This is a genomic window from Pseudomonas sp. B20(2017), assembly GCF_002113125.1.
Lineage (GTDB): Bacteria > Pseudomonadota > Gammaproteobacteria > Pseudomonadales > Pseudomonadaceae > Aquipseudomonas.
Genome location: NZ_NEJP01000004.1, coordinates 18,052 through 33,408, shown reverse-complemented (window position 1 = coordinate 33,408; position 15,357 = coordinate 18,052). Strand labels below are relative to the sequence as shown.

At 62.3% G+C, this 15,357-nt stretch carries 2 protein-coding genes; both read left to right on the top strand.

Features of this window, described 5'->3' with window-relative positions:
* Positions 1-357 precede the first annotated feature (357 nt).
* Positions 358-14,790: a retention module-containing protein gene (locus CAF63_RS07105; RefSeq protein WP_085684374.1), complete on the top strand. Its 14,433-nt coding sequence runs from the start codon at positions 358-360 to the stop codon at positions 14,788-14,790.
* Positions 14,791-14,937: 147 nt separating this feature from the next.
* Positions 14,938-15,276 (top strand): hypothetical protein, encoded by a 339-nt coding sequence (locus CAF63_RS07100; protein ID WP_039773037.1) that lies wholly within the window; start codon positions 14,938-14,940, stop codon positions 15,274-15,276.
* Positions 15,277-15,357: the final 81 nt, after the last annotated feature.

Here is a 15,357-nt window from a genome sequence, read left to right as displayed (position 1 = left end):
GTAAAGATTTCCCAGAACTTCTTGTCTTGAATCACAGCAAATTGGTGAGCTGCGTCGGAAGATGGCAACCGGAATGACCGTATGTCGGAAAGTTTAAAACCGGAACTGGATCACACGCTGAAGGACAGGTCGCCGCATAAATATCAATGTGACATTACTGGGACGATTGTTTAGGATGGCACCCAGAAGGTCAATAGTTTGGCATAAAGTTAATAGCGAAAGAATATAGCCAAAATATTGACGAACAGCAGCGTCAACTTTGTTTCATCTTTTTTAAAAGTACGTCCAGACTGAATCGGCGCAGACAGCCATCAGGTCTATGGAAGTCAACTGAACGTGACACCCGGAGAGTCTTCAATGAGCAGTGTTGTTGCCATCGTCAAAAGCATTGTCGGTCAGGTTTTCGTGGTGTCCCCAGAGGGCGTCCGTCGCGTACTCGTTGAAGGCGACCGGTTGTTTGCCGGCGATCAGGTCGACACCGGCGTTTCCGGCGCCGTGTCCCTGGAACTGGCCGATGGCCGCACGATCGATCTGGGCCGCGACACTCAGTGGAGCGCCGACACCCCGGATTCCAGCACTGACCTGGCCGAAGCCACCGCGCAAGCCGCGCCGTCGGTAGAAGAACTGCAACAAGCCATCGCCGCGGGCGTCGACCCGACCACCGCTCTTGAGTCCACCGCAGCCGGCCCGAGCGCCGCAGGGACTGGCGGTGCCGCCGGGGGTGGCCACAGCTTTGTAATGCTTGATGCGACCGCAGGCCGTGTCGACCCAACCATCGGTTTCCCGACTGCAGGCATCAATTCCGCCGGCCAGGCCGCCCAGAACATCACCGGTGGCCAGACCACCGATACCACCACCAACGCCCTGCGTGACTCGACCCTGAGCCTCAGCGCCACGCCGACCATCACCGAAGCCGGCGGCGTGCTGGTGTACACCGCGACCCTGACCCAGGCGCCGCTAACCGACCTGACCATCACCCTGTCCAACGGCGCGGTGATCGTGATTCCGGCCGGTTCCACCACCGGCACCGTCAACGTGCCACTGGCACCGAACGATACTGTCTATAACGACCCGACCCAGATCGACGTGACGGTCACCGGCACCACTGGCGGCAGCGGCATCACCGTGACCCCGCCGACCACCCCGGCCACGACCCAGGTCACCGACACCATCGACACCACCACCGTCACCCTGACGGCGGGCCCAAGCGTTACCGAAGGCGGTCAGATCACCTACACCGCCACGCTGACCAACCCGGCCCAGACGCCGGTGACCGTCACGTTGTCCAACGGCTCGACCATCACCATCGGCGCCGGCCAGACCACCGGCACCGTCAACGTGCCGACCGCGCCGAATGACGTCTATAACAACGGCAGCATCGTCACTACCACCATCACCGGTGCCACCGGTGGCAACTTCGAAAACCTGGTGCCGAACCCGACACCGGCGGTGACCACCATCACCGATTCGATCGACACCACCGGCCTGACCCTGACCGCCACCGGCACTGTGGTCGAAGGTGACCAGATCACTTACACCGCGACCCTGACCAACCCGGCGCAGACGCCGGTGACCGTCACCCTGTCGAACGGCTCGACCATCACCATCGGCGCCGGCCAGACCAGCGGCAGCGTCAACGTGCCGACCGCACCGAATGACGTTTACAACAACGGTGGCACCGTCAGCACCACGATTACCGGCGCCACCGGCGGCAATTTCGAGAATCTGGTACCGAACACGACGCCAGCGACCACTACCGTTACCGACTCCATCGACACCACCAACCTGTCGCTGAGCGCTACCGGTTCCGTGGCCGAAGGCGGTTCCATCGTCTACACCGCAACCCTGACCAATCCTGCCGGCACCCCGGTGACCGTGACGTTGAGCAACGGCTCCGTCATCACCATTGAAGCGGGCAAGACCACCGGCACCGTGACCGTTCCGGCACCGGCCGATGACGTTTACAAGGACGCGGGTAAAGTCGAAGTCACCATTACCGGCACCACGGGCGGCAACTTCGAGAATCTGGTGCCGAGCACTGTCCCGGCGGTTACTGAAGTCACCGACACCATCGACACCACAACGGTGAAGCTCACCGCGACCGAATCGGCGGCTGAAGGTGGCACCGTCACTTACACCGCTACCGTGGGCGCACCGGTGACTGGCTCGCCGGTGACTGTGACCCTGGCCAATGGTCAGCAAATCACCATCGAAGTGGGTAAAACCACCGGCACCGTGACCACCACCGCGCCGAATGACGCGCTGACTGGCAATCCGCCGCTGACCAACTCGATCACTGGCGTGACAGGCGGCAACTACGAAAACCTCGTGGCCGATAAAACCCCGGTTTCGACCACGATCACCGACACCGTCGACACCACCAACCTGACCCTGAGCGCCACTGGCTCCGTGGCCGAGGGCGGTTCGATTGTTTACACCGCGACCCTGACCAATGCCGCCGGCTCGCCAGTCACCGTGACCCTTTCGAACGGCGCGGTGATTACCATCGAGGCCGGCAAAACCACCGGTACCGTGACCGTTCCGGCACCGGCCGATGACGTCTACAAGGACGCCGGCAAAGTCGAAGTGACCATCAAGGATGCGTCCGGTGGCAACTTCGAAAACCTGGTGCCAAGCACCGTTCCAGCCGTCACCGAAGTTACCGACACCATCGACACCACCACGGTGAAGCTCACCGCGACCGAGTCGGCAGCAGAAGGTGGTACTGTCACTTACACCGCTACCGTTGGCGCGCCAGTGACCGGATCGCCGGTGACCGTGACCCTGGCCAATGGTCAGCAAATCACCATCGAAGTCGGTAAAACCACCGGTACCGTCACCACCACAGCACCGAACGATGCGTTGAACGGCCATGCACCGCTGACCAACTCGATTACCGACGTAAGCGGCGGCAACTACGAGAACCTGGTCGCCGACAAGACGCCGGTCAGCACCACCGTGACCGATACCGTCGACACCACCAACCTGTCGCTGACCGCGACTGGCACCGTGGCCGAGGGCGGCTCGATTGTCTACACCGCCACGCTGACCAACCCGGCAGGCACGCCGGTGACCGTGACCTTGAGCAATGGCTCGGTCATCACCATCGAAGCCGGAAAAACCACCGGCACCGTGACCGTTCCGGCCCCTGCCGATGACGTCTACAAGGACGCCGGCAAGGTTGAAGTGACCATCAAGGACGCATCCGGCGGCAACTTCGAGAACCTTGTTCCAAGCACCGTCCCTGCCGTGACGGAAGTTACCGATACCATCGACACCTCGACCGTCAAGCTGAGCGCCGATACATCGGTGGCCGAGGGCGGCACTGTCACCTATACCGCGACGGTCAGTGCGCCTGTGACCAGTTCGCCAGTGACTGTCACTTTGGCCAACGGCCAGACCATCACCATCGAAGTCGGCAAGACCACCGGCACCGTGACCACCACCGCGCCGAACGACGCGCTGAACGGTCATGAGCCGTTGAGCAACTCGATCACCGGCGTGAGCGGCGGTAATTACGAGAATCTGGTTGCCGACAAAACCCCGGTTTCGACCACGGTCACCGACACCGTCGACACCACCAATCTGTCGCTGACCGCGACCGGTACCGTGGCCGAGGGCGGTTCGATTGTTTACACCGCCACGCTGACCAACCCGGCCGGCACGCCGGTGACCGTGACGTTGAGCAACGGCTCCGTCATCACCATTGAAGCGGGCAAAACCACAGGCACCGTGACCGTTCCGGCTCCGGCCGATGACGTCTACAAGGACGCGGGCAAAGTCGAAGTCACCATCAAGGATGCGTCCGGTGGCAACTTCGAAAACCTCGTTCCGAGCACTGTCCCGGCGGTTACCGAAGTGACCGACACCATCGACACTTCGACCGTGAAACTGACCGCTGACACTTCCGTCGCTGAAGGCGGCACCGTTACTTACACCGCCACCGTTGGCGCACCGGTGACCGGTTCGCCTGTGACCGTGACACTGGCCAACGGTCAGACCATCACCATCGAAGTCGGCAAGACCACCGGCAGCGTGACCACCACCGCACCGAACGATGTACTCAACGGCCACGCGCCGCTGACCAACTCGATCACTGATGTGAGCGGCGGCAATTACGAGAACCTCGTGGCCGACAAGACACCGGTTTCGACCACGGTCACCGACACCGTCGACACCACCAGTCTGACACTGAGCGCGACCGGCTCCGTGGCTGAAGGCGGCTCGATCGTCTACACCGCGACACTGACCAACCCGGCCGGTACGCCGGTGACCGTGACCTTGAGCAATGGCTCGGTCATCACCATCGAGGCTGGCAAAACCACCGGTACCGTGACTGTTCCGGCTCCGGCTGATGACGTCTACAAGGATGCCGGCAAAGTCGAAGTCACCATCACCAATACCGCTGGCGGCAACTTCGAGAACCTGGTGCCAAGCACCGTTCCAGCCGTCACTGAAGTGACTGACACCATCGACACCACCACGGTGAAACTCACCGCGACCGAATCGGCAGCAGAAGGTGGCAACGTCACCTACACCGCCACCGTCGGTGCCCCGGTGACCGGATCGCCAGTGACCGTGACCCTGGCCAATGGTCAGCAGATCACCATCGAAGTCGGTAAAACCACCGGCACCGTGACCACCACCGCGCCGAACGACGCGCTGAACGGTCACGAACCGTTGAGCAACTCGATCACTGACGTGAGCGGCGGTAACTACGAAAACCTCGTGGCCGACAAGACGCCGGTCAGCACCACCGTGACCGACACCGTCGACACCACCAACCTGTCGCTGACCGCGACCGGCACCGTGGCCGAGGGCGGTTCGATTGTTTACACCGCCACGCTGACCAACCCGGCCGGCACGCCGGTGACCGTGACGTTGAGCAACGGCTCCGTCATCACCATTGAAGCGGGCAAAACCACAGGCACCGTGACCGTTCCGGCTCCGGCCGATGACGTCTACAAGGACGCGGGCAAAGTCGAAGTGACCATCAAGGATGCGTCCGGTGGCAACTTCGAAAACCTGGTGCCAAGCACTGTTCCAGCGGTTACCGAAGTCTCCGATACCATCGACACCACCACGGTGAAACTGACCGCGACCGAAACTGCTGCTGAAGGTGGCACCGTTACCTACACTGCGACTGTGGGTGCACCGGTGACCGGTTCGCCTGTGACCGTGACGTTGGCCAATGGTCAGCAGATCACCATCGAAGTCGGTAAAACCACTGGCACCGTCACCACCACAGCGCCGAATGACGCGCTGAATGGTCACGAGCCACTGACCAACTCGATCACCGGCGTGACCGGTGGCAACTACGAGAACCTGGTTGCTGACAAAACTCCGGTCAGCACCACCGTGACCGACACCGTCGACACCACCAACCTGACCCTGAGCGCCACTGGCTCCGTGGCCGAGGGCGGTTCGATTGTTTACACCGCAACTCTGACCAACCCGGCTGGTACCCCGGTGACCGTGACCCTGTCGAACGGCGCGGTGATCACCATCGAAGCCGGTAAAACCACTGGCACCGTAAGCGTTCCGGCTCCGGCCGATGACGTTTACAAGGATGCGGGCAAGGTCGAAGCGACCATTTCGACGGCCACCGGTGGCAACTTCGAGAACCTGGTGCCAAGCACCGTTCCGGCCGTGACTCAGGTTACCGACACCATCGACACCACCACAGTCAAACTGACTGCGACCGAGTCGGCGGCTGAAGGCGGCACCGTCACCTACACCGCGACTGTGGGCGCACCTGTGACCGGCTCGCCAGTCACCGTAACCCTGTCCAACGGTCAGTCGATCACCATCGAAGTCGGCAAGACCACCGGCACCGTGACCACCACGGCGCCGAACGATGCGCTGAACGGCCATGCACCGCTGACCAACGCGATCACCAACGTGACTGGCGGTAACTACGAGAATCTCGTGGCCGACAAGACCCCGGTTTCGACCACCGTCACTGACACCGTCGACACCACCAACCTGTCCCTAAGCGCTACCAACTCGGTCGCCGAGGGTGGTTCGATCACTTACACCGCGACACTGACCAACGCTGCGGGCACTCCGGTGACCGTGACCTTGAGCAACGGCGCTGTGATCACCATCGAAGCCGGTAAAACCACCGGCACCGTCAGCGTTCCAGCCCCGGCCGATGACGTCTACAAAGACGCCGGCAAGGTTGAAGTCACGATCACCGACGCCAGCGGCGGCAACTTCGAGAACCTGGTGCCAAGCACCGTGCCGGCCGTTACCGAAGTCACCGATACCAACGACACCACCACGGTCAAACTGACTGCGACCGAAACCGCTGCTGAAGGTGGCACCATCACCTACACCGCCACCGTTGGCGCGCCCGTCACCGGTTCCCCGGTGACCGTGACCCTGGCCAACGGTCAGGCGATCACCATCGAAGTCGGCAAGACCACCGGCACCGTGACCACCACCGCGCCAAACGACGCACTCAACGGTCACGAACCGCTGACCAACTCGATCACCGGCGTGAGCGGCGGCAACTACGAAAACCTCGTGGCCGATAAAACCCCCGTCAGCACCACCGTGACCGACACCGTCGACACCACCAACCTGACACTGAGCGCGACGCCGGAAGTCAACGAAGGTGGCCAGATCACCTACACCGCGACCCTGACCAACGCCGCCGGCACCCCAGTGACCGTGACGTTGAGCAACGGCGCCGTGATCACCATCGAGGCCGGCAAAACTACCGGCACCGTGACCGTCGATGCACCGAAGGACGACGTCTACAAGGACGCCGGCACCGTGGAAACGACCATCAAGGGCGCCACCGGCGGCAACTTTGAAAATCTGGTCACCAGCACTGCCCCGGCGGTCACCACCGTTCACGACACCATCGACACGTCCACCGTGTCGCTGACCGCTACCGCCAACGTCGCCGAAGGCGAAACCGTGGTCTACACCGCGACTGTGACTGCGCCAGTGACCGGCTCGCCGGTCGTGGTGACCCTGTCCAATGGCCAGACCATCACCATCGCCGTGGGCGAGACCACCGGCACCGTGAACTTCGTCGCACCGAACAGCCCGCTGGCGGGCGGCAGCTCGCTGAGCGTGACCATCGACAAGGCCACCGGTGGCAACTACGAGAACCTGGCGGTCGACAGCAAACCGGCCAACACTTCGGTTTCGGACACGGTCGACACCACCAACCTCAACCTGACCGCCACCGACTCGGTGGCCGAGGGTGGTTCGATTGTCTACACCGCGACCCTGACCAACCCGGCAGGCACCCCGGTGACCGTGACCCTGTCGAACGGCGCCGTGATCACCATCGAAGCCGGCAAGACTACGGGGACCGTGACCGTTCCGGCTCCGGCCGATGACGTCTACAAGGATGCCGGCAAGGTCGAAGCAACTATTTCGACCGTCACCGGCGGCGGTTTCGAGAACCTGGTGCCGAGCACCGTTCCGGCCGTGACCAACGTCACCGATACCATCGACACCACAACGGTGAAACTCACCGCGACCGAAACCGCTGCTGAAGGTGGCACCGTTACCTACACTGCGACTGTGGGTGCACCGGTGACCGGTTCGCCTGTGACCGTGACGTTGGCCAATGGTCAGCAGATCACCATCGAAGTCGGTAAAACCACTGGCACCGTCACCACCACAGCGCCGAATGACGCGCTGAACGGTCACGAGCCACTGACCAACTCGATCACCGGCGTGACCGGTGGCAACTACGAGAACCTGGTTGCTGATAAAACTCCGGTCAGCACCACCGTGACCGACACCGTCGATACCACCGACCTGACACTGAGCGCCACTGGTTCCGTGGCCGAAGGGGGTTCGATCGTCTACACCGCGACCCTGACCAACCCGGCAGGGACTCCGGTGACCGTGACCTTGTCGAACGGCGCGGTGATCACCATCGAAGCCGGTAAAACCACCGGCACCGTAAGCGTTCCGGCCCCGGCCGATGACGTTTACAAGGATGCGGGCAAAGTCGAAGCGACCATTTCGACGGCTACTGGCGGCAACTTCGAGAACCTGGTGCCAAGCACCGTTCCGGCCGTGACTCAGGTTACCGACACCATCGACACCACCACAGTCAAACTGACTGCGACCGAGTCGGCGGCTGAAGGCGGCACCGTCACCTACACCGCGACTGTGGGCGCACCTGTGACCGGTTCGCCAGTGACCGTGACCCTGTCCAACGGCCAGACCATCACCATTGAAGTGGGTAAAACCACCGGCACCGTGACCACCACCGCGCCAAACGACGCACTCAACGGCCATGCACCGCTGACCAACGCGATTACCGACGTCAGCGGCGGCAACTACGAGAACCTCGTAGCGGACAAGACGCCGGTCAGCACCACCGTCACCGACACCATCGACACCACCAACCTGTCGCTGACTGCGACCGGCACCGTGGCCGAGGGTGGTTCGATCACCTACACCGCGACCTTGACCAACCCGGCCGGCACGCCGCTGACCGTGACGTTGAGCAACGGCGCCGTCATCACCATCGAAGCGGGTAAAACCATCGGCACCGTAACCGTTCCGGCCCCGACCGATGACGTCTACAAAGATGCCGGCAAAGTCGAAGTCACCATCAAGGATGCAACCGGTGGCAACTTCGAGAACCTCGTTCCGAGCACCGTTCCGGCCGTGACCGAAGTCACCGACACCATCGACACGACGACCGTGAAGCTGACCGCTTCCGAAACGGCGGCCGAAGGTGGCAGTGTTACTTACACCGCGACGGTTGGCGCACCGGTGACCGGCTCGCCGGTGGTCGTGACCCTGACCAATGGTCAGCAAATCACCATCGAAGTGGGCAAAACCACTGGCACCGTGACCACCACCGCGCCGAATGATGTGCTGAACGGCCATGCGCCGTTGACCAACGCCATCACCAACGTATCCGGCGGCAACTACGAAAACCTCGTGGCCGACAAGACGCCGGTCAGCACCACCGTGACCGACACCATCGATACCACCAACCTGTCGCTGACAGCGACCGGCACCGTGGCTGAAGGTGGTCAGATCACCTACACCGCCACCCTGACCAACGCCGCTGGCTCGCCAGTCACCGTGACCTTGTCGAACGGTGCGGTGATCACCATCGACGCTGGCAAGACCACTGGCACCGTGACCGTCCCGGCGCCAGCCGATGACGTCTACAAAGACGCCGGCACCGTGGAAGCGACGATCAAGTCCGCCACTGGTGGCAACTTCGAAAACCTGGTGACCAGCAACACGCCAGCCGTGACCAATGTCACTGACACCATCGACACCACCACGGTGAAACTGACCGCGACCGAGTCGGCGGCTGAAGGCGGCACCGTCACCTACACCGCTACTGTTGGCGCACCGGTGACGGGTTCTCCGGTTACCGTGACCCTGTCCAATGGTCAGCAAATTACCATCGAAGTCGGCAAGACAACCGGCACCGTGACCACTACCGCGCCGAACGATGCGTTGACCGGCCACGCGCCGTTGACCAACGCCATCACCAACGTATCCGGCGGCAACTACGAGAACCTCGTTGCCGACAAGACCCCGGTTTCGACCACGGTCACCGACACCGTCGACACCACCAACCTGACCCTCAGCGCCACCAATTCGGTCGCCGAGGGCGGTTCGATCATCTACACCGCCACACTGACCAACGCTGCGGGCACCCCTGTGACCGTGACCTTGAGCAACGGCGCCGTGATCACCATCGAGGCCGGTAAAACCACTGGCACCGTGACGGTTCCAGCCCCTGCCGACGACGTCTACAAGGACGCCGGCAACGTACAGACCACGATCAAATCGGCCACCGGTGGCAACTTCGAAAATCTGGTCACCAGCACGGTTCCTGCGGTGACCCAGGTCACCGACACCATCGACACCACCACGGTGGAACTCACCGCGACCGAGTCGGCAGCTGAAGGCGGCATCGTTACGTACACCGCGACAGTGGGTGCACCTGTCACCGGCTCGCCAGTGACCGTGACCCTGTCGAACGGCCAGACCATCACCATCGAAGTGGGCAAAACCACCGGCACCGTGACCACCACCGCGCCGAACGATGCGCTGACTGGCCACGCGCCGCTGACCAACGCGATCACCAACGTGAGCGGTGGCAACTACGAAAATCTGGTCGCCGACAAAACCCCGGTCAGCACCACGGTCACCGACACCATCGACACCACCAACCTGTCGCTGACAGCGACCGGCACCGTGGCCGAAGGTGGCCAGATCACCTACACCGCCACCCTGACCAACGCCGCTGGCTCGCCAGTCACCGTGACCTTGTCGAACGGTGCTGTCATCACCATCGACGCCGGCAAGACCACCGGCACCGTGACCGTTCCTGCGCCAGCCGATGACGTCTACAAGGACGCCGGCAACGTACAGGCCACGATCAAATCGGCCACCGGTGGCAACTTCGAAAACCTGGTGACCAGCACCACACCAGCCGTGACCAGCGTCACCGACACCATCGACACCACCACCGTGAAGCTGACCGCAACCGAGACAGCTGCTGAAGGTGGCACCGTCACTTACACCGCGACGGTTGGTGCACCGGTGACCGGCTCGCCTGTGATCGTAAACCTGTCCAACGGCCAGAGCATCACCATCGAAGTCGGCAAAACCACCGGCACCGTCACCACCACCGCACCGAACGACGCATTGACCGGCCACACACCGCTGACCAATTCGATCACCAACGTCAGCGGCGGCAACTACGAGAACCTGGTTGCCGACAAGACTCCGGTCAGCACCACCGTCACTGACACCGTCGACACCACCAACCTGTCCCTGAGCGCTACCAACTCGGTCGCCGAAGGTGGTTCGATCACCTACACCGCAACCCTGACCAACGCCGCTGGCTCGCCAGTGACCGTGACCCTGAGCAACGGTTCGGTGATCACCATCGAAGCGGGCAAAACCACCGGCACCGTGACCGTTCCTGCGCCAACCGACGACGTCTACAAAGACGCCGGCAACGTGCAGGCCACGATCACCAACGCCACGGGCGGCAATTTCGAAAACCTGGTGACCAGCACCACACCAGCCGTGACCAGCGTCACCGACACCATCGACACCACCACCGTCAGCATCACCGGCAGCACCTCGGTGACCGAAGGCCAGACCGCCAGCTACACCGTCAGCCTGACCCACCCGGCGCAAACCGAAGTGACCCTGAAAATCGTCTACAGCGGCACCGCCGCCGACGGTTCGGACTTCACCGGCGTGTACACCGTGAAGATCCCGGCGGGTGCCAGCAGCGCGCAGTTCAACGTTGCGACCATCGATGACAAGATCACCGAAGGCACCGAAAACTTTGTGGTCAAGATCGACTCGGCCACTGGTGGCAACTTCGAAAACCTGGCGGTCAGCAGCACTAATGGCAGCGTCAGCACGTCGATCATCGACAACGATGCGCCGCCGGTCATCGACCTCGACGCCAACAACTCCAGCGGTGCAACGGGTGCCGACTACAAGGTGACCTTCACCGAGAACACCCCGGGCGCTGGTGTGTCGATTGCCGACACCGACATCAAGATCACCGACCCGGACAGCACCATGCTGACCGGCGCCACCGTCGTGCTGACCAACCGTCAGGACGGCGATGCGCTGAACCTGGGCAACAGCGTCAACGGCATCACCATTAATGCCAACAGCACCAATGGCACGATCACGCTGACCCTGTCGGGCAATGCGACGCTGGCCGACTACATGCAGGCGATCAAGAACATCAGCTTCACCAACAGCAGTGAAGACCCGAGCACCGTGCCACGGATCATCACCGTGACCGTGACCGATGGCGGCAACTACTCCAACACCGCGACCACCACGGTCAACGTGGTGGCGGTCAACGATGCGCCGGTCGCCGCTCCGGTCAACGTCACCGGCACCGAAGACACCCCGCTGATCCTCGGCTGGTCGACCTTCGGCGTCAGCGACGTCGACAGCCCGGCCAGCAGCCTGGGCGTGAAAATCACCCAGCTGCCGGGCGAAGGCAAACTGCAGTATCTGGACGGCTCGACCTGGAAAGACGTCGCTACCAACCAGACCTTCAGCAAGGCCGACATCGACGCCGGCAAGCTGCGCTTCCTGCCGGATGCCAACGAGTCGGGTGTGAACGGTTACGGCGGCACCGGCCTGGGCAACAACCAGGCTGACTACGCGCAGATCAAGTTCCAGCCAACCGACGGTCAATTGCTGGGCAACACCGGCACCGTGAAGATCGACATCACGCCAGTGGCGGATGCACCGACCCTGTCGGTCGCCGACAACAGCGTGAAGTCCACCGGGCTGATCAAGGAAGTCTGGACCGGTCTGTCGGGCCTGGGCACCGACGGCAGCGGCGCGAACCCGAACACCCTGAAAAACGTGATCGACGGCGCAGGTAAACCGAACACCAGCGGCACTGTGAACAACGTGCAGTCCGACGGCAGCGTGACCGCCGGCACCGCGTCGAAAACCTCGGGCCTGATCTATCTGGAAGCCGGCAAGACCTACACCTTCAGCGGCACCGGTGATGACAGCCTGCTAGTGACCATCGGCGGCAAGAGCGTGGCATCCACGACGTGGGGCGCGGGCGGCAACCTCAACGGTTCGTTCACCCCGACCACCAGCGGCTACTACACCCTGGATATCTACCACCACAACCAGAGCGGACCGGGCAGCTACGACGTCAACCTGTCGGTCAACGGCAGCACGCCGATCGACCTGAGCAGTGCCGGCGTGCCGATCTACACCGGCGTGCAGGATCTGGTGAATGCCGGCGTGACCGTCTCCGATCTGCACGGCAACAACGGCGAAGGCTATTACGACGGCTACAAACTCAACACCGGCGCCGAAGGCACCACCGTGAAACTGTCGTCGATCAGCACCGCGCTGACCGACACCGACGGCTCGGAAACCCTGAGCATCAAGATCAGCGGCGCACCGGTCGGTTCGGTGCTCAGCGATGGCGCAGGCCACAGCTTTACCGTGACCGCCACCAGCGGCGACGCCAACGTCACCGGCTGGAATCTCGGCACCTTGACCGTGACTCCGCCGACCTACTACAACGGCCAGTTCAACCTGACCGTGACCTCGACCTCAACCGAACAGGTCGGCGGCTCGGCAAGTACCACTGCGACGATCCCGGTCACCGTGGTGCCGGCGGTGTATAACGCGGCGGTTGCGACCTCGGGTGACGATAACTTCGTCGGCACCGACGGCAACGACATCATGGTCGCCGACATCGGCGGCCTGACCGTGGTGCCGGGCACCAACTACAACATCGCGTTCATGGTCGACAGCTCGGGCAGTATGAGCGCCTCGTCGATCAATGCGGCCAAGGACTCGCTGACGTCGGTGTTCAACACCCTCAAACAGAGCCTGGGCAGCAACTCGGGGACGGTGAACATCTTCCTGGTGGACTTCGATACTCAGGTCAACAAGTCGGTGTCGGTGAACCTCAACGACCCGAACGCACTGACCTTGCTCAAGGCCGTGCTGGACTCGATGTCGTCCGGCGGCGGCACCAACTACGAAGACGTGTTCAAGGCCACGGCGAACTTCTTCCAGAGCGCTGAAGCGGTGGCCAACACCGGGGCGAAGAACCTCACGTACTTCATCACCGACGGCCAGCCGACCTACTACCAGAGCGGCGAGCAGACCAACCCGACGCTGTACGGCAACGTGAAGCTCGATGATGTGGTGAAAACCAGCAACTACAAGCTGGGCAACAGCTTTGCGACTTACATCGACAGCACCCACTACCTGAGCATCAACACCTCCGGCGAGGTCGTGTTGCAGACGTACAAGAATGGCTACTGGAACTGGAACAGCCTGGGCACCATTCATGCACAGGGTGACGGCACCTACGAGATCTCGAGCCTGGCGGGTAGCGGCAACAGCACCTCGTCGAACACCACCGACAACTCCGCCGCCGGTTTCGCGCTGCTGAGCGGTCTATCGAACGTCGAGGCGATCGGCCTCAACAACGGCGTCAGCCTCAACGATTTGAAACCGTACGATTCAGACAAGACGCCGCAGACCAATATCGATCCGAAGGACCTGGCCAACTCGATCATCGGCCACACTGAAGCGACGATGCCGGGCAACGACACCGTCAGCGGTGGCGACGGCAACGACATCCTGTTCGGCGACCTGGTGAGCTTCAACGGCATTGCCGGCGAGGGTTACCAGGCGATGCAGGCGTTCGTGGCCAAGGAAACCGGAGTCGACGTCAGCAAAGTCACCACCAGCAACGTGCACCAGTACATCACCGAGCACTATCAGGCGTTCGATGTGTCCGGTGCCCACGATGGCAACGACACGCTGCTGGGTGGCGCGGGCAATGACATCCTGTTCGGCTCGGGCGGCAACGACCTGCTCGACGGCGGCAAGGGCAATGACATCCTGCTCGGCGGCACCGGCAACGACACGCTGATCGGCGGCCCGGGCAACGACATCCTGATCGGTGGTTCCGGTGGCGACACCTTCGTCTGGAAATCGGGCGACACCGGCAACGACGTGATCAAGGACTTCAAGGCCAGCGAGGGCGACCGCATCGACCTGCGTGACCTGTTGCAGGGCGAGACCGGCAGCACCATCGACAACTTCCTGAAGATCACCACGGTCGACGGCGTGTCGTCGCTGCAAGTCAGCTCGGGCGGCAAGTTCAACTCGGGCGATGCCGCAGCCGCCACACCGGACGTGACGATCAAACTCGAAGGCAACAATTGGTCTACGGCCAACATTCACAACCTGATTGCCGGTAGTGATCCGACCATCAAGGTCGACCACAACAACAGCTGATGCGTGAACAAAACGGCCGCCCCACGGGGCGGTCGTCACGTTTGCGACGCTTGAACCGGTGACGATTTCGTCGGCGCACCGCATACTCGCGTGCAGTTGGCTATGCTGCTGACAGCATGACGCTGGTCCATTTCCGAGGGATGCTCAATGTTTTACGTGCAACGCGATGCGCAGGGTCAGTTGATTCGCGTGGAAGCTGCGGCCTACGCCGAGGCCACGGAAACGCTGCCGGCCGACCACCACGAAATCCAGGCCTGGTACGCCAACGAAGCCGTGGAGAACAGCCTCAAACAGCTCAAGCAGAGCGACCTGGAAATGATCCGTGTACTCGACGACCTGATTCAGGTACTGACCCAGAAAGGCGTGATCCGCGTCACCGACCTGCCGCCGGCGGCCCAGGCCAAGTTGATGGACCGGACTCAGGCGCGGGAAGCGCTGGGCGGGTTGAGTCAGCTGATTGATGAGGATGAGGGCGGGTTGATCTGATCCAGGATCTTCGGTGACTGGACGGGCCCCTTCGCGAGCAAGCTCGCTCCCACAGGAGGTATGTATACCCAATGTGGGAGC

Excerpts from the sequence above, each read along its gene's own strand:
- CAF63_RS07105 (WP_085684374.1), top strand. The coding sequence starts at position 358 with ATGAGCAGTGTTGTTGCCATCGTCAAAAGCATTGTCGGTCAGGTTTTC.
- CAF63_RS07100 (WP_039773037.1), top strand. The coding sequence starts at position 14,938 with ATGTTTTACGTGCAACGCGATGCGCAGGGTCAGTTGATTCGCGTGGAA.